Origin of the sequence: Streptomyces canus, from assembly GCF_030816965.1 — a bacterium.
GTDB lineage: Bacteria > Actinomycetota > Actinomycetes > Streptomycetales > Streptomycetaceae > Streptomyces > Streptomyces canus_E.
The window spans coordinates 5,067,929-5,083,478 of record NZ_JAUSYQ010000002.1 but is presented as its reverse complement, the minus strand read 5'-3'; the positions used below and the strand labels follow the sequence as shown (position 1 = coordinate 5,083,478).

The window sequence follows — 15,550 nt, the reverse complement described above, 5'->3', positions numbered from 1 at the left end:
GCCTGCGGGCCTACGGTGGTCCGGCGCCCGCTCCGTTCGTCGGCTTGGAAATCAGCACAAAACCGACGTGCCAGAACCGGAGTTGGGTGTCTCATTTGTCAGTGCCGTGCCGTAGAACTGAGAAGCACGGCGAGGTCCGCTCGGCGGACGGGAGGAGGTGGCTCGGTGAGCATTTCCGAGCCCTTGGACGACCCCTGGGCCGACAGCGGTCCCAGTGATCGTCTGCCTTCCTCGCGCCGCCGCGGCGACGGAGGCCGGGGCCGAGACGAACAGCACGACCGTGGCAGGGACACTGGCGAGTGGGACGGCGGAGGCACGGCCTTCGAGAGGGTCCCTCCCCAGGACCTGGATGCCGAACAGTCCGTCCTGGGCGGCATGTTGCTGTCCAAGGACGCCATCGCGGACGTCGTCGAGGTCATCAAGGGCCACGACTTCTACAAGCCCTCCCACGAGACGATCTTCCAGGCGATCCTGGACGTCTATGCCAAGGGCGAGCCGGCCGACCCCATCACGATCGCCGCGGAGCTCACCAAACGGGGCGAGATCAACAAGGTCGGCGGCGCCTCCTATCTGCACACCCTCGTCCAGACCGTGCCGACGGCGGCGAACGCCGAGTACTACGCGGAAATCGTCCACGAGCGCGCCGTCCTGCGGCGTCTGGTCGAGGCGGGGACGCGCATCACCCAGATGGGATACGCGGCCGACGACGACGTCGACGAGATCGTCAACCGTGCCCAGGCCGAGATCTACGCGGTCACCGAGCAACGCACCAGCGAGGACTATCTGCCGCTCGGCGACATCATGGAGGGCGCGCTCGACGAGATCGAGGCGATCGGCTCACGCAGCGGCGAGATGACCGGTGTGCCCACCGGTTTCACGGACCTCGACTCGCTCACCAACGGTCTGCACCCGGGCCAGATGATCGTCATCGCCGCCCGCCCCGCCATGGGCAAGTCCACCCTCGCCCTGGACTTCGCCCGCGCGGCTTCCATCAAGCACAACCTGGCCAGTGTCATCTTCTCCCTCGAAATGGGGCGCAACGAGATCGCGATGCGTCTCCTGTCGGCGGAAGCGCGTGTGGCCCTGCACCACATGCGTTCGGGCACCATGACGGACGAGGACTGGACCCGGCTGGCGCGCCGAATGCCCGAGGTGTCCTCCGCGCCCCTCTATATCGACGACTCCCCGAATCTGTCGATGATGGAGATCCGGGCGAAGTGCCGGCGGCTGAAGCAGCGCAACGACATCAAGCTCGTGATCATCGACTATCTGCAGCTGATGCAGGCCGGTGGTTCCAAGCGTTCCGAGAGCCGTCAGCAGGAGGTCTCGGACATGTCCCGTAATCTCAAGCTCCTGGCCAAGGAGCTTGAGGTCCCGGTGATCGCGCTCTCGCAGCTCAACCGTGGTCCCGAGCAGCGTACGGACAAGAAGCCGATGGTGTCCGACCTGCGTGAGTCCGGCTCCATCGAGCAGGATGCCGACATGGTGATTCTGCTGCACCGCGAGGACGCCTACGAGAAGGAGTCACCGCGCGCCGGCGAGGCGGACATCATCGTGGGCAAGCACCGAAACGGCCCGACGGCGACGATCACTGTTGCGTTCCAGGGCCACTACTCGCGCTTCGTGGACATGGCGCAGACCTGATATCCGTGCGGGGTTCCGGCCCGCTCCGCATGTCAGTGCCTGGCTGACACCCTTGGGAGTATCCGTCAGCAGCGTGGTGGTGCGAGCCGCGCTGGGAACTGTCGCAGTTGCTCTTTGCACATCATCCCGGATCACATCGTGACCACTGAACTGGGTCCGGTAGGGGTGGATCTGAAGCCACACTGCCGGCTGTCCAGCCCAGCGGTGGCTTCACGTTCGCGTGCACCCGGCAGGCGGTCGAGTCGCGTGACGGGCGTTCAGCGCCTCGTCTCGTACCTGGCCAGGATCACGCCGCGGGGAAGCGTCCGCGTCTCCACCAGGTTCAGGTTCACCCAGCTGTCCAGCGCAGTGAAGAACGGCGTGCCGCCGCCCACCAGGACCGGCGCGGTGACCAGCACGTACTCGTCAATCAGCCCGGCCCGCATGGCTGCCCCGGCGAGCGTCGCGCCGCCGATGTCCATCGGGCCGCCGTCCTCGGCCTTGAGCCGGGTGATCTCGGTGACCGCGTCGCCGGTGACCAGACGGGTGTTCCAGTCGACCTTGTCGATCGTCGAGGAGAACACCACCTTCGACATGTCCCGCCAGCGGCGCGCGAACTCGATCTCCGCCGGGGTGGCGTTGGGCTGCTGGTCGCCGGTCGGCCAGTGGGAGCTCATCGTCTGCCACAGCTTGCGCCCGTACAGCGACAGGTCGGTCGCCTGCAACTGGTCGGACCAGAACTGGAACAGCTCGTCGCTCGGCACGCCCCAGCCGATGTCGTCGCCGGGCGCGGCGATGTAGCCGTCCAGGGTCAGGTTCATGCCGTAGATCAGTTTCCGCATGGCGCCAGCCTTCCGCGAGTCGGTCTCACGCGTACAGACCGGCGCGGCGCGGGAAACTCATCGGTGCGCGATCTGAGCTCGCATGTAGTCCTCGTGCTCGGTGGCTCAGCCCCGGACTCATCGTTCCGCCGAGGAAACGGCTCGATCTGGGACTGATCTTGGGTGACATCGCGGTGAGACAACAGAGAACCAGCAGGTCACAGAAGATCGACATGTCACCGGGGTGCCTAGGGCCGGCAAGTGCACCCTGCCGGCCCTAGGACCACATCACGGAGAGCCCCACGACTCGCTCGACGCACCCGTGGATCGGGCGTTCTCACGCCGCCTGGGCGCCGCGGCCATGCGGCTTCTCTGGGCACTTGCCGCGCGCCGTCCTGAGGTTGTCCTGGAGGCGAACTTCCTGTGCTACGCCATCTCTACACCCGGCCCCACCTCGAATATCCGGCCCGACGGTGTTCGAGGTCCATTGCGCGTGTCCGCCGGAGAAGGGGGCCGTAACCGAGTGGTCGGCCGTACTGAGGCAGGACCTCGGGCGCGAGTTCGCGGGCCACATGGACCAGACGGGTCGTGGCCGTCCGCTCGCCGCCCAGGTCCGCCAAGCGTTCGACGCGGAGATGACCTGGGTGTGAGAAGGGCGTCGGTGGTCGGCCCCCTGCAAGGCCCACGGGGCTAAAGAAGTCGACGTCCGCGTGCCCGGCGGGATGGACTGGGGGCATGACGACATCTCAGGGAGAGCTGCTTCCCGGTACACGCAGGGCGTTGCTGCACCGGATCGCCGTGGCCCAGGCCGAAGGGCGGGCACCGTCGCTGGTAGCGGCGGTCGTGAGGGGCGGACGGTCGGTGTGGCACGGTTCGCGTACCTCGGTGGACGGGCACGGCCCGGACGAGAACGTGCAGTACCGCATCGGGTCGATCACCAAGACCTTCACCGCCGTTCTCGTCATGCGACTGCGGGACGAGGGACTGCTCGACCTCGGTGACCCGCTGGAGAAGCACGTGTCCGGCACGGGAGCGGGGGAGGCCACAGTGGCCGAACTCCTCGCCCACACCAGTGGATTGGCGGCCGAGTCTCCCGCGCCCTGGTGGGAGCGCACCTCCGGGGGGCTGCGCCCGGAAATCGCCGACGTACTGGGCGAGCAGCCCTTTCGGCACCCCGTCGGACGTCGCTTCCACTACTCGAACCCCGGGTACACCCTGCTGGGCGCACTCGTCGAGAAGCTGCGGGGGGCTCCGTGGGAGGAGGTGCTCCGACGTGAGGTGCTCGCACCTCTGGGCCTCGACCGGACGAGCGTCCGCCCCGAAGCGCCGCACGCGGGCGGCTGGGCCGTACATCCGTGGGCCGATGTGATGCTGCCCGAACCCTCCGTGGACCTCGGACGGATGGCTCCCGCGGGTCAACTCTGGTCCACCACCGCTGACTTGGCCAGATTCGCAGTTTTCCTCGCCAACGGCGACGATCGCGTACTGAGTGCGGAGGCCGTGCGGGAAATGCGCATGCCCGCGGCTCCAGCCGGCATGGGGGATCTCCCCGACGGCGCTTCTTACGGGCTCGGATTGCAGGTCCAGCACAGTGACGGACGTCTGCTCGTGGGCCATTCGGGCTCGCTGCCGGGCTTCCTGGCGAATCTCACGATCGGTGTGGCGGACGACGTGGCCGCAGTGGTGCTGGCCAACTGCACCTCCGGCCCGCTGCTGTCCGTTGTAGGGGCCGATCTCGTACGGATCGTCGCCGAGGCCGAACCCAGAATCCCCGAGCCCTGGCGCCCGATGCGCGAAGTCGCCTCGTCCTCAATGGAGTTGGTGGGTCAGTGGTACTGGGGAACGAATGGATTCGCCCTACGGCTGACTGCGGACGGACTCGCCTCGCTGGAGCCGCTGTCGGGCACAGGTCGGCGCTCGCGATTCCGGGCCAACGGTGACGGCACCTGGACCGGCCTGGAGGGCTACTTCCATGGGGAACTCCTGAAGGCCGTACGGCGGCCTGACGGGTCCGTGGACCACCTCGACCTCGGCTCGTTCGTGTTCACTCGGCAGCCGTACGACGAGGGGTCTTCCGTGCCGGGTGGAGTCGATCCGGAGGGGTGGCGCGGCATCGGCTAGACGCCCCTGCCCGATCGGCACAGCAAGGTGCCCTGTTTCACGTGAAACAGGGCACCTTGCTGTGCCGCGAGCGAGTGGCCAGGGGAGGATCACAGGGCCAGCTTGAAGCCCACATGTGAGGCCGTGAAACCGAGCCGTTCATAGAAGCGGTGGGCGTCCGGGCGTGTGTTGTCGGACGTCAGCTGCACCAACTGGCAGTTCTGACGCCGGGACTCCTCGATCGCCCACTCGATGAGCCGGGTCCCGAGCCCACTGCCACGCTCGTCGGCGTGGATGCGCACCCCTTCGGTGATCGATCTGGTGGCACCGCGCCGGGACAGGCCCGGAACGACCGTGAGCTGAAGCGTGCCGACCACACGACCCTCTCGCGTGGCGACGACCAGATGCTGGTTCGGGTCGGTGGAGAGGCGCTCCAGGGCGCTCACATAGGGCGCCAGGTCGTCCGGGGATTCGCGCTGAACGCCCAGGGGGTCGTCGGTGAGCATGCCGACGATCGCGGAGAGGTCGTCCAGCGTGGCGGGCCGAATTTCAAGATCTCCCATGGCCGCACCCTATGCCGGGGCCTCGTGTGCCGGCACCGAAGGTATGGGAGGGCATCGAACAGGCCGCAGCCCCCTTGAGGCGGCTGACCAGGCGGATGGTGGCGTTCTGGCTGAGGGTCCTTGCAGAATGATCCTTTTGTGGCACGGTGTCGATGTATGTGATCCCGTCGTTTGTGGGGCGTGACCATGGCGCGGCGGAAGCCGTGGGAGGTCAGTGACGAGTTGTGGGCGGTGATCGAGCCGCTGTTGCCGCGCCATGAGCGTCGTTACAGGTATCCGGGCCGCAAGCGGATCGATGACCGCAAGACGCTCCAGGGCGTGCTGCTCGTCCTGTACACCGGTGTCAGTGGGAGTTCCTGCCGCAGGAGTTGGGGTTCGGTTCGGGTCCCACGTGCTGGCGGCGGCTGGCCGAGTGGCAGGAGGCCGGGGTGTGGGAGGAACTCCAGCGGGTGCTGCTGGATGGGTTGCGGGCGGCTGACCGCCTCGACTTCTCCCGCGCCACCATTGACGCCTCCCACATGCAGGCCAAGCAGGGGCGAAGCAGCCCAAAAGTCGGTCCGAGCCCGGTTGACCGCGCACGGCGGGCTCGAAGCATCACGTGCTGACAGAGGCGCACGGCATCCCGCTGCGTGTGTCGCTGACCGGCGGTCACCGCAACGACGTCACCCAGCTCCTGCCCCTGGTCGACAGCATTGGGCCGGTGCGGGGCAGGCGGGGCCGGCCCCGGCGCAGGCCCCGCACGTTGTATGCCGACCGCGGCTACGACCACGACATCTATCGCCGCCGCCTGCGCGAGCGCGTCATCACACCGAAGATCGCCCGACGCGGCCAGCCGCACGGCTCGGGACTGGGCAAGGTCAGGTGGGTCGCCGAGTCCGCCATCGCCTGGCTCCATGGCCCCCGCCGCTTACGAATCCGCTGGGAAGTACGCGACGACATGCACGACACCTTCCTCCAGCTCGCACACTGCATGACCCTCGCCGGCAAACATCCAGCTTTCTGAAAGCACCCCTGAGGGCGACGGCGTCGGCTACCTGCTTCGCAGGACACGCCTAGATAGCCATCGTTTGCAGATATGCAGCGTCTGCAATTATTGTTTCTGTGCGCAACACGCTCCTGCAATCTTCTGGGAAGGTGTCACCCCCATGCCGCTCGCGCTCCTGGCTCTCGCGATCGGGGCCTTCGGAATCGGAACGACCGAGTTTGTGATCATGGGGCTGCTGCCCGAGGTTGCGGACGACTTCGGGGTCTCCATCCCCACCGCCGGCTTCCTGGTCACTGGTTACGCGCTCGGCGTCATGTTCGGCGCTCCTCTGATGACCGCCCTCGGCACCAAGGTCTCCCGCAAGCGGATGCTGATGCTGCTGATGGGGCTGTTCATCGCCGGTAATGTGCTCTCCGCCCTCGCCCCGGCCTTCACCGTCATGCTGATCGGACGGGTGGTCGCCTCCCTCGCCCATGGAGCTTTCTTCGGCATCGGCTCGGTCGTCGCCGCCGACCTGGTGGCCCCGGACAAGAAGGCCGGAGCCATCGCGATGATGTTCACCGGCTTGACCGTCGCCAATGTGGTCGGCGTCCCGCTCGGTACCCTGATCGGCCAGACCGCCGGCTGGCGTCTCACTTTCATGATCGTCGCGGCCCTTGGTGTCGTGGGTCTGATCGGCGTCGCCAGGCTCGTCCCCGAGATGCCCCGGCCGGAGGGCGTGCGTCTGCGCCACGAGCTGGCCGCCTTCAAGAATGCCCAGGTGCTGCTCGCCATGGCGATGACTGTCCTCGGCTTCGGCGGTGTCTTCGCCGCCATCACCTACATCGCGCCGATGATGACCCACGTGGCGGGCTTCGCCGACAGTTCCGTGACCTGGCTGCTGGTCCTCTTCGGGCTCGGCATGGTCGGCGGCAACCTCGTGGGCGGCAAGTACGCCGACCGCGCTCTGATGCCCATGCTGTACGTCTCCTTGGGTGCCCTGGTTGTCGTGCTCGCGCTCTTCACGCTCACCGCGCACAACAAGATCCTGGCCGGCGTCACGATCGCTCTCATCGGTGCTCTGGGCTTCGCCGCCGTGCCGCCGCTCCAGAAGAGGGTCCTCGACCAGGCGCACGACGCCCCTACGCTTGCCTCAGCCGTGAACATCGGTGCCTTCAACCTTGGCAACGCCCTCTCGGCCTGGCTCGGCGGCCTGGTCATCTCGGCCGGCTTCGGCTACACCGCTCCCAACTGGGTGGGGGCGGCCCTGGCCGCAGGGGCTCTCCTCCTCGCGTTCCTCTCGGCTGCGCTGGAGCGTCGGGACAGCGGTCCCAGCGCCATGGTCGCAGGGGGGACGCCCGCCGGACAGAGGACCGCAGCGCACCACTGAGCCGACCTGACCGCCAGCCAGGCACGACGACGCCGTCGGTTTCCCGAAGCCCGGGAGCCGACGTCGTTGTACAGACGTACCTCAGAGCGCCGCCACGGTCAGCGGAGCGAACCGCCGGCTCCAGTCGCCCGGCAGTTCCGGGATTCCGAACGTCATGACCGAGTTGAGGCCTACCGGAGCCAGACCGCGTTCTGTGGCCCACGCCCGCAGCTCTTCGTGTCGTACGTCGATGTCGGTGCGCAGCGGACGGTCGGTGCCTGCGGCGAGCGATGTGAGGAGTGCCTGTGCCGTCTCGGTGTCACGGGCGATCAGCGGGCCCACGACATGGGTGTTCATGTTGGGCCAGGCGGCCGCGTATCCGATGATCCGGCCGCTCTCCTCGGCTACGCGCAACTGGTCGGCGAAGGCGGGCAGCCGGGTGATGAGGTGCGTGCGATCCGTGCCGAGCACCTCCTCGTCGAGCCGGAGAATCGTGGCGAGATCCTCAGCGGTGGCCGCACGTGTGCTCACCATCGGCGCCGGGCCGCCCGGCGTGAAGTGCCCCTGGAGCATCTCCACCCGGCCGGTCAGCTTGAACCCCAGTTCCTCGTAGAGCGGACGGCCATAGGGCGTCGCGTGAAGAGTCAGAGGGGTTGTGCCCATCGCGGAGAGAACGTGACGCATGAGCCGACAGCCGATGCCCTGTCGGGCGTGCCGTTCGGCGACCAGCACCATCCCGATCGCCCCCAGGTCGGGCTCGCTGTAGGGGCCGTACTCCGTGACCACGCAGGCGGTGACGAGCCCTCCGTGGGGGTCGTCGATGCCATAGCCCTTTCCGGCCGTGAGCAGGAGGCCCCACTTGTGCTCCTCGCGCGGCCACCCCCGGTCCTCGGACAGGTCCGCGCAGGCGGTGAGATCGCGAAGCGTCAGACGGCGGATGGGGAGGACGGCGAGGGAAGGAGTCGGCACGCAGGTCAGGCTGTCCGATGGGTGCCCTCGGCGTCCACCTGTTTCCCGGGGTGCGTACGACCTTTTGGCCATGTCGTAGCCAAGCGCACAACAGGCGATCAGAAGCCGGGTGTTTCACGTGAAACATCGGAGAACGGCGACCAGCCGTCGATCGACCGGAAGCGCCACTGACGCTTCACTGGGTTCAGGGACCGCTAGCCTCAAGAACATGGCGAGACTTCATCTCTTCGACCTCGATGGCACTTTGCTGCATGGGACCAGCGCGCCCGTGCAGATTTCCCGGCAGCTTGGGATCGAGGCCGAGACGGTGGCACTCGACCAGGCGATCGGGTCCGGACTGATAGGTCCGCCCGAATATGCGCAGCAGGTGTACGCGCTGTGGGCGTCCCTGACCGAAGCACACGTCGTTGCGGCCTTCGAAGGAGCCCCGTGGCTGGCCCGCATTCGTGAGGTCTGGGCGGAGATCAGGGAGCAGGGGGACTACTGCGCGGTGGTGTCACTCTCACCGTCCTTCTTCGTGGAACGGCTCACCAGTTGGGGAGCTCACGCCGCATACGGGTCCCGCTTTCCGGCCGTTCCCTTCACCGAGCCCGTGGACCCTGCCGGAGTGCTCAGCGCCGCCGCCAAGGTCCTGATCGCGGACCGGTTGTGTGAGCAGTTCGGAGTGACACGGGCCGACTGCATTGCCTATGGAGACTCGTCCTCCGACAAGGATCTGTTCGCCGCGGTGCCCATCTCCGTGGCGGTCAATGCGGACCATCATCTGTCCGATATCTCGACCCACTCCTACAAGGGCAGGGATCTGTGGGAAGCCTATGAATTGGTGCGCCACGTCCGGTAATTGAGTCAATTCGCAGTTCGCCCCGCGAACACCCCGCGAACACCCCGCGAACACCCCGCGAGCAATTCGTGGAGGAGGAGGGGGGACTTGTGTGCGGAGCGGTGACCGGTAGGGTCGACTCCGGTTCTTGTTCGTACTGGGGTACGACCACTCCAGTACGGCCGAGAGCGGGGCAATGCAGCCTAACGGGACGGAGAGATCGAAGACCCGCATTTACGGTTATACGGTCAGGGCATCCGTACGCGGTGGGACGCTGCAGTGAGCGTGATGCGGCCAATGTCACACTCTCGCCTACTTGTCCGTACGGACGGTGAATGCGGGTTGAATGTGGCCCCGTTTGCCGTGACGGGCGGGGAAAGCAAGCCGTCTGCGGGGGAAGCAGGCATCTTCCGACCGAGGAAGTGCGCAGACCGACCGAAAGATGTTCGAGGCGAGGCACACCATGGACGCTCCGACCACCATGTCGGCCGACAACGGCACATCCGGGGGCGGGGGCGGCTGGTTCACACCACGCAATCAGCCGACGGCGGCGCCGGGCGCCGAGCAGGAGACGGCGGAGGGAAGCAGGCTGGCCGGGCTGCGCCCGGTCCGCAGGCCCAGGACGGGTAACTCGCCAGGGCCCTCGACGGCCGGCGAACCGGACCTGTCGGGGCAGGCCGCAGCGCCGCCCGATACGGAGACCGACCGCGAGGAAATGACACCGGCCAAGGAGATGGCTGCCCCGGCCGACGAGACACGGCTCCCGGCACGGCCGGAGGAGATAGACACCCCGGAGGAGATACACACCCCGGAGCAGACCTCGCAGGCCCCGAGTCCCACCCCTGCTCAGCCCCCGGAAGTGCCGGACGACACCCCTTCCGCGGGCCTTCGAGTGCCCGTCCAGCGCTCCTCCCCGCCCCAGGACGGCACCACCCCGCTCGGTACCAACCCGCCGCAGTTCCCGGGCCTTTCCCCGACAGACCAACCGCCCTCCCCGGACGCCGTCCGCATCCGTCGGACCATGGCCGAGATCGCCCCCTTCGCCGAGAAGGTCACGTCGTACTTCTACGCGCTGCTCTTCGTGCGCCATCCCGATCTGCGCCCGCTGTTCCCCGCCGCCATGGACGCCCAGCGGGACCGCTTGCTCAGGGCACTGCTGACGGCGGCCGAGCACATCGACAACGCCCCGGTCCTGGTCGATTACCTGCAGAACCTGGGCCGGGGCCATCGCAAGTACGGCACCCGTGCCGAGCACTACCCGGCGGTCGGGGAGTGCCTCATCGGCGCACTGAGCAAGTACGCCTCCGGCATCTGGGACACGGAGACGGAAGCGGCCTGGGTCCGGGCGTACACGACGATCTCGCAGGTGATGATCGACGCGGCGGCCGTGGACGAGCTGCGCGCCCCCGCCTGGTGGTATGCCGAGGTCGTGTCACACGATCTGAGGACTCCGGACGTCGCCGTCGTCACTGTCCGGCCCGACCAGCCCTACCCGTTCCTCGCCGGCCAGTACACGAGCCTGGAGACGCCGTGGTGGCCGCGCATATGGCGGCACTACTCCTTTGCCTCGGCGCCACGCTCAGACGGTCTGCTGTCGTTCCACGTGAAGGCCGTCCCCGCGGGCTGGGTCTCCAACGCCCTGGTGCACCGGGCTCACCCCGGCGACATCATCCGGCTCGGCCCGCCGTCCGGAGCCATGACCGTGGACCACACCACCGACAGCGGACTGCTCTGTCTGGGCGGCGGCACCGGCATAGCTCCGATCAAGGCTCTGGTCGAGGACGTGGCCGAACACGGCGCACGACGGTCGGTCGAGGTGTTCTACGGAGCCCGCACCGACAACGACCTGTACGACATCGACACGATGCTCAGGCTCCAGCAGTCCCACCCCTGGCTGTCCGTCCGTGCCATCGTCGACCAGCAGGCCCATCTCCAGCTCCCGGACGCCGTACGCGAGTACGGCCCCTGGCACGAGTACGACGCCTATCTCTCGGGCCCGCCCGGCATGATCCGCAGCGGTGTGGACACGCTCAGGTCCATCGGGATCCCGTCGGAACGCATACGCCACGACTCCGTGGAGGAAATCGTCCTGGCGCAGTGACCCGGCGAGAGGTCAGCCCAGATCCGGTGCGTGCATGGCCCGTACGCCTTCGATGTTGCCGTCCAGATAGTGCCGCAGGGACAGCGGGACGAGGTGGACGGTGGCGATCCCGACGCGGCTGAATGGCACCCGGACGATCTCGTACTCTCCGATGGGTTCGTCCACTTCGGGCCCGTGCCGCAGGGACGGGTCCATCGACTCCAGGTGGCAGACGAAGAAGTGCTGCACCTTCACTCCGGTCGCGCCGCCGTCGTCGCCGATGTGCTCGACGGTGTCCACGAAGCAGGGCACCACGTCGGTGATCTTGGCGCCGAGCTCTTCATACACCTCGCGGTGCAGGGCGTCGACGACGGTCGTGTCCGTCGGCTCGACTCCACCGCCGGGAGTCAGCCAGTAGGGATCCATGCCGGGCTTGGTGCGCTTGATCAGGATCAGGTCGTCACCGTCCAGCAGGACGGCACGGGCGGTGCGCTTGACCACGGGTCGGACGGTCATGGGGGGAATGTGGCCCGGATGGTTCCACGTGAAACATCGCATGTGGTGACCAGTCGGGCTCGCTGTGTGAAGACCGCAAAATACCTGCTCAACACCAGTCGGCGGCCGCCCGTAGTAACCACTCGTGCGCCCGTGCGATGTGTGGCATGGCCAGCGTTCCGGTGCGCACCACCAGGAAGTACGTCCGAAGCGGCGGCACGGTGGGCTCGTGGAGGGCGACGACGTCACCACGTTCCAGAGCTGCCGCGCACAGATAGCGCGGCAGCACCGCGAGCCCGGCGCCCGCGACCGCGCAGGCGAGCACCGCACGCAGATCGGGGACGACCACGGTGCCCGGCGCGGCCGGGCGGGAGTCGAAGACGGAGGCCCAGTAGCGCGAAACGAAGGGGAGTGACTCGTGCGCCTCGATCACGGGGACGTTCTCGAACGCGGGGGCTCGTTTGACCGACCGAACAGTCTTGAGCGCCCCTGAGTCGATCTGACCGGCCCACTTCGGGGCGGCGACCAGGACGTGCTCCTCGTCGCAGAGCGTGCTCGCCGTGAGCAGCGCACCCCGTGGACGAGCCGTGCTGATGGCCAGATCGTGATGCCCGGCAGCCAGGCCCTCCAGTGTTTCCTCGGCGTTCCCGAAGGACGCCCGCAGAGCGTAGCCCTGGCCGTCCTCGCCGGTCAGCTCGGTGAGCGCGGGCAGCGCCCGCTCGGCGGTGAACTCGGGTGGCCCCGCGAGATGCAGCGTCCTCAGGGACGACTCGTCGTCGAGGCCGGTCTCGGTGATCTCCACCAGGGCGTCGAGATGAGGGGCGGCCTTGTGGGCGAGTTCGTCGCCTATGGTCGTCGGGGTGACTCCGCGGGCCTGCCGCAGGAAGAGGGGGCGTCCCAACTGCCGCTCAAGGGTGCGGATCTGCGAGGTGACGGCCGGCTGCGAGAGGCCCAGCAGTGCGGCGGCACGGGTGAAGGAACCGGCCCGGTGCACCGTCACAAAGGTGCGCAGCAAAGCCAGATCCATGGCGATGCCCTCCCCTTCCCAGCCCTTCTCCCGGCCTTGAGGCAGGGCCCAACTATAAATATGTCGATAGGTCTCTGTCGCTACTGTGATTGGACACTGACAGAGAGTCAACTAGCCTTGTTCGCGCGGTTCTTCGCGCGCAGAACCGGGGCGGTCCGAGCCACGAGGGGGGAGGCTCGGACCGCCCGTCGTACGTAGCGGGACACCTGCGAAGTCCTGAGGAATCGGTCAGTCCGTCGACTCGTCCAGCGCGCGCAGTACATCCGCCACCAGATCCTCGGGATCCTCCGCCCCCACCGAGAAGCGGATGAAGCCCTCCGGTACGTCGTCCCCGCCCCAGCGCCGACGCCGCTCGGCCGTCGAGCGCACCCCGCCGAAACTCGTCGCGTCGTCCACGAGCCGCAGGGCGTCGAGGAAACGGTCGGCACGCGCGCGCGTGGGCAGCGTGAAGGAGACCACGCATCCATAGCGGCGCATCTGCTGCGACGCGATCTTGTGCGAGGGGTCGTCGGTCAGTCCCGGATAACGCAGTCCGGTCACCTCCGGCCGCTCGCGCAACGCCCGGGCGAGCACGAGCGCGGTCGCGTTCTGCCGGTCGACCCGCATCTGGAGCGTGGCGATCGAGCGATGCGCGAGCCAGGCCTCCATCGGTCCCGCGATGGCACCGACGATCTTCCGCCAACGGCGTACGGCGTCCATGGCCTCGCCCTCGCGGCCGGCGACGTACCCCAGGAGGACGTCTCCGTGCCCCGTGAGCTGCTTGGTTCCGCTGGCCACGGAGAAGTCCGCGCCGAGCTCCAGCGGGCGCTGTCCGAGCGGAGTGGCGAGCGTGTTGTCGACGGCTACGAGCGCCCCACGCGCGTGTGCCGCCTCGACGAGCCGCCGGATGTCACACACCTCGAGGCCGGGGTTCGACGGCGTCTCGATCCACAACAGCCGCGCGCCGTCCAGGATGTCGAGCTGGGCGTCACCGGCGGTCGGAGCGGTGCGCACCTCGATGCCGTACGCCTCCAGCTGTGTCTGCACCAGAGGCATCGCCTGGTAGCAGTCGTCGGGCAGGACCACGGTGTCGCCCGCGCGTAGTTGGGAGAAGAGCACAGCGGAAATGGCCGCCATGCCCGAGGCGAAGACCAGCGTCTCCACGCCGTCCTGCCCCGGCGCCTCCAGCTCTCCAATGGCGCTTTCCAGCAGGTTCCAGGTCGGGTTCGTGTCGCGGCCGTAGGTGTACGGGCCGTCGACCTCCCCAGGCAGATGGAAGTGGGCGGCGAAGGCCGGACCGGGCAGGGTCGGCTCGTTCTTGGCCGGCTCGGGCAGTCCGGCTCGCACCGCGCGCGTGCCCTCTCCCTTGTCCGCAGCCCTGTCGCTCATGCCACCCGTCCTTCCGCCTGCTCGCGCACCTCGGCGAGCAGGCCCTCGCTCGCCGCCTCCACCATCTCAAGGCACTCCTCGAAGCCGTCCAGGCCCCCGTAATACGGGTCCGGAACGTCGAGCTCGTCGCCTGCCGCGGGGTCGTACGAACGCAGCAGCCGTACCTTCCCGGCATCCTGCGGGGTGGGTGCAAGGCGGCGCAGGGCCTTGAGGTGGCCGGTGTCGAGGGCGATGACGAGGTCGAGGCGGGAGAACCAGGACGGCTGGAACTGCCGGGCCGTGTGGCCGCCGTCGTAACCGTGCTCCTCCAGGACGGCGACGGTGCGCGGGTCGGCGCCGTCGCCCTCGTGCCAGCCGCCCGTTCCGGCGCTGTCGACCTCGACCAGACCGTCCAGCCCGGCCTCCGCCACGCGGGCGCGGAAGACCGACTCCGCCATCGGGGAACGGCAGATGTTGCCCGTGCAGACGAAACAGACGCGGTAGGTCATGCCTCCTCAGTCCTCGTCGGGCAGGACGACGTGCAGGGCCCAGGCCACTATCGAGATGATCAGGCCGCCCAGGACCGCGGTCCAGAACCCCTCGACGTGGAAGCTCAGGTCGAGCTTGTCCGCGAGCCACGAGGTGAGCAGCAGCATCAGCGCGTTGACGATCAGCGTGAACAGGCCGAGCGTCAGGATGAACAGCGGGAAGGTCAGTACCTTCACGACCGGCTTGACCAGGAAGTTCACCAGGCCGAAGACCAGGGCGACGAGGATCAGCGTCCAGACCTTCTTGCCGGTGCTGTCACCGGTCAGGGTGATCTTGTCGAGCAGCCACACCGCGACCGCCAGAGCACCCGCGTTGGCGATCGTCTTGACTACGAAATTCTTCATGTGTCTGATCGTGACAGAAGAGATCGGTTACGGGCACTGACGAGGGCGGTCTAAGTCGATGAAGGCATTCCGGTTGGATGAACTGGAGGCGGAGCGCGCCGCCAACGACGGCGCCTATCTGCAGTTCCTGCGTGAGCGGAACATGTCCGTCGGCCTCTACGCACTCGATGCGGGTGCCCAGGACCCGCAGCAGCCGCACCACCAGGACGAGGTCTACTTCGTGGTCAGTGGCCGCGCGGCGATCACCGTAGGCATGGAAACCACCCAGGTGTCGCGCGGCAGCGTGGTGTACGTACCGGCCGGTGTCGCCCACAAGTTCCACCACATCAGCGAGGACCTCAGGGTCATGGTGGTGTTCTCTCCCCCGGAGAGCTGACCTGCGGTCTCGGGGTTCCCTAGGGGATCAGTCAGGGGAGGACAAGGGGTGCGAGGCCCTCGCAGAGGCACCTGCCGGCCCTAGCATCGAGTGCAGGAGATTG

14 protein-coding genes and 1 pseudogene are annotated in these 15,550 nt (G+C 67.7%); 7 read left to right on the top strand and 8 right to left on the bottom strand.

The window, feature by feature from the left end; genetic code table 11:
* The first annotated feature begins 165 nt into the window (after positions 1-165).
* Positions 166-1,644, top strand: a complete 1,479-nt coding sequence (gene dnaB / locus QF027_RS24415; RefSeq protein ID WP_306978964.1) for a replicative DNA helicase — start codon at positions 166-168, stop codon at positions 1,642-1,644.
* 257 nt (positions 1,645-1,901) lie between these two features.
* Here dnaB and QF027_RS24410 read toward each other — a convergent pair whose 3' ends face one another.
* Positions 1,902-2,465, bottom strand: coding sequence for a dihydrofolate reductase family protein (locus QF027_RS24410; protein WP_306978965.1), 564 nt, complete (start codon positions 2,463-2,465; stop codon positions 1,902-1,904).
* A gap of 714 nt (positions 2,466-3,179) precedes the next feature.
* Between QF027_RS24410 and QF027_RS24405 the strand changes: the two genes are divergently transcribed.
* Positions 3,180-4,565, top strand: a complete 1,386-nt coding sequence (locus QF027_RS24405) for a serine hydrolase domain-containing protein (protein WP_307077073.1) — start codon at positions 3,180-3,182, stop codon at positions 4,563-4,565.
* An 89-nt stretch (positions 4,566-4,654) separates the two neighbouring features.
* On the opposite strand, the gene QF027_RS24400 is transcribed toward QF027_RS24405, so the two are convergent.
* Positions 4,655-5,107: a GNAT family N-acetyltransferase gene (locus tag QF027_RS24400; RefSeq protein WP_307077071.1), complete on the bottom strand. Its 453-nt coding sequence runs from the start codon at positions 5,105-5,107 to the stop codon at positions 4,655-4,657.
* A 186-nt stretch (positions 5,108-5,293) separates the two neighbouring features.
* Here QF027_RS24400 and QF027_RS24395 point away from each other — a divergent pair.
* A pseudogene (locus QF027_RS24395) lies at positions 5,294-6,110 on the top strand (IS5 family transposase).
* A gap of 142 nt (positions 6,111-6,252) precedes the next feature.
* Positions 6,253-7,461 carry an MFS transporter gene (locus QF027_RS24390; protein WP_307077068.1) on the top strand — a complete coding sequence of 403 codons (1,209 nt, stop codon included), beginning with the start codon at positions 6,253-6,255 and terminating at the stop codon, positions 7,459-7,461.
* Positions 7,462-7,542: 81 nt separating this feature from the next.
* Here QF027_RS24390 and QF027_RS24385 read toward each other — a convergent pair whose 3' ends face one another.
* Positions 7,543-8,409: a GNAT family N-acetyltransferase gene (locus QF027_RS24385; RefSeq protein ID WP_307077066.1), complete on the bottom strand. Its 867-nt coding sequence runs from the start codon at positions 8,407-8,409 to the stop codon at positions 7,543-7,545.
* A 208-nt stretch (positions 8,410-8,617) separates the two neighbouring features.
* Between QF027_RS24385 and QF027_RS24380 the strand changes: the two genes are divergently transcribed.
* Together QF027_RS24380 and QF027_RS24375 are read left to right on the top strand one after the other, a co-directional pair.
* On the top strand, positions 8,618-9,250 hold the full coding sequence (locus QF027_RS24380) for an HAD family hydrolase (RefSeq protein ID WP_307077064.1): 633 nt from the start codon (positions 8,618-8,620) through the stop codon (positions 9,248-9,250).
* Positions 9,251-9,692: 442 nt separating this feature from the next.
* Complete coding sequence (locus QF027_RS24375; RefSeq protein ID WP_307077062.1) at positions 9,693-11,330, top strand: globin domain-containing protein; 1,638 nt, start codon at positions 9,693-9,695, stop codon at positions 11,328-11,330.
* Positions 11,331-11,342: 12 nt separating this feature from the next.
* Here the strand turns inward: QF027_RS24375 and QF027_RS24370 are convergent, their stop codons facing one another.
* The 5 genes from QF027_RS24370 to QF027_RS24350 form a co-directional block, all read right to left on the bottom strand.
* Entirely contained in the window at positions 11,343-11,825 is a 483-nt protein-coding gene (locus QF027_RS24370; protein ID WP_306978980.1) for an NUDIX domain-containing protein, read from the bottom strand.
* Between the two features lie 88 nt (positions 11,826-11,913).
* Complete coding sequence (locus QF027_RS24365; protein ID WP_307077060.1) at positions 11,914-12,831, bottom strand: LysR family transcriptional regulator; 918 nt, start codon at positions 12,829-12,831, stop codon at positions 11,914-11,916.
* Positions 12,832-13,059: 228 nt separating this feature from the next.
* Positions 13,060-14,199 (bottom strand): cystathionine gamma-lyase, encoded by a 1,140-nt coding sequence (locus QF027_RS24360; protein WP_306978984.1) that lies wholly within the window; start codon positions 14,197-14,199, stop codon positions 13,060-13,062.
* Complete coding sequence (locus QF027_RS24355; protein ID WP_307077057.1) at positions 14,196-14,687, bottom strand: low molecular weight protein-tyrosine-phosphatase; 492 nt, start codon at positions 14,685-14,687, stop codon at positions 14,196-14,198. The genes QF027_RS24360 and QF027_RS24355 overlap by 4 nt, the downstream gene beginning before the upstream one ends.
* A 6-nt stretch (positions 14,688-14,693) precedes the next feature.
* Positions 14,694-15,071: a phage holin family protein gene (locus QF027_RS24350; protein ID WP_306978989.1), complete on the bottom strand. Its 378-nt coding sequence runs from the start codon at positions 15,069-15,071 to the stop codon at positions 14,694-14,696.
* Between the two features lie 58 nt (positions 15,072-15,129).
* On the opposite strand from QF027_RS24350, the gene QF027_RS24345 reads away from it, so the two are divergent.
* Positions 15,130-15,447 (top strand): cupin domain-containing protein, encoded by a 318-nt coding sequence (locus tag QF027_RS24345; protein WP_069759568.1) that lies wholly within the window; start codon positions 15,130-15,132, stop codon positions 15,445-15,447.
* The last annotated feature ends 103 nt before the right edge of the window (positions 15,448-15,550 follow it).

Bases quoted from the DNA above. Each gene is read 5' to 3' on its own strand.
- QF027_RS24375 (WP_307077062.1), top strand. From the start codon at position 9,693: ATGGACGCTCCGACCACCATGTCGGCCGACAACGGCACATCCGGGGGC.
- QF027_RS24400 (WP_307077071.1), bottom strand. From the start codon at position 5,107: ATGGGAGATCTTGAAATTCGGCCCGCCACGCTGGACGACCTCTCCGCG.
- QF027_RS24350 (WP_306978989.1), bottom strand. From the start codon at position 15,071: ATGAAGAATTTCGTAGTCAAGACGATCGCCAACGCGGGTGCTCTGGCG.
- QF027_RS24365 (WP_307077060.1), bottom strand. From the start codon at position 12,831: ATGGATCTGGCTTTGCTGCGCACCTTTGTGACGGTGCACCGGGCCGGT.
- QF027_RS24380 (WP_307077064.1), top strand. From the start codon at position 8,618: ATGGCGAGACTTCATCTCTTCGACCTCGATGGCACTTTGCTGCATGGG.
- QF027_RS24345 (WP_069759568.1), top strand. From the start codon at position 15,130: ATGAAGGCATTCCGGTTGGATGAACTGGAGGCGGAGCGCGCCGCCAAC.
- QF027_RS24390 (WP_307077068.1), top strand. From the start codon at position 6,253: ATGCCGCTCGCGCTCCTGGCTCTCGCGATCGGGGCCTTCGGAATCGGA.
- QF027_RS24405 (WP_307077073.1), top strand. From the start codon at position 3,180: ATGACGACATCTCAGGGAGAGCTGCTTCCCGGTACACGCAGGGCGTTG.
- QF027_RS24370 (WP_306978980.1), bottom strand. From the start codon at position 11,825: ATGACCGTCCGACCCGTGGTCAAGCGCACCGCCCGTGCCGTCCTGCTG.
- QF027_RS24410 (WP_306978965.1), bottom strand. From the start codon at position 2,465: ATGCGGAAACTGATCTACGGCATGAACCTGACCCTGGACGGCTACATC.
- QF027_RS24355 (WP_307077057.1), bottom strand. From the start codon at position 14,687: ATGACCTACCGCGTCTGTTTCGTCTGCACGGGCAACATCTGCCGTTCC.
- QF027_RS24360 (WP_306978984.1), bottom strand. From the start codon at position 14,199: ATGAGCGACAGGGCTGCGGACAAGGGAGAGGGCACGCGCGCGGTGCGA.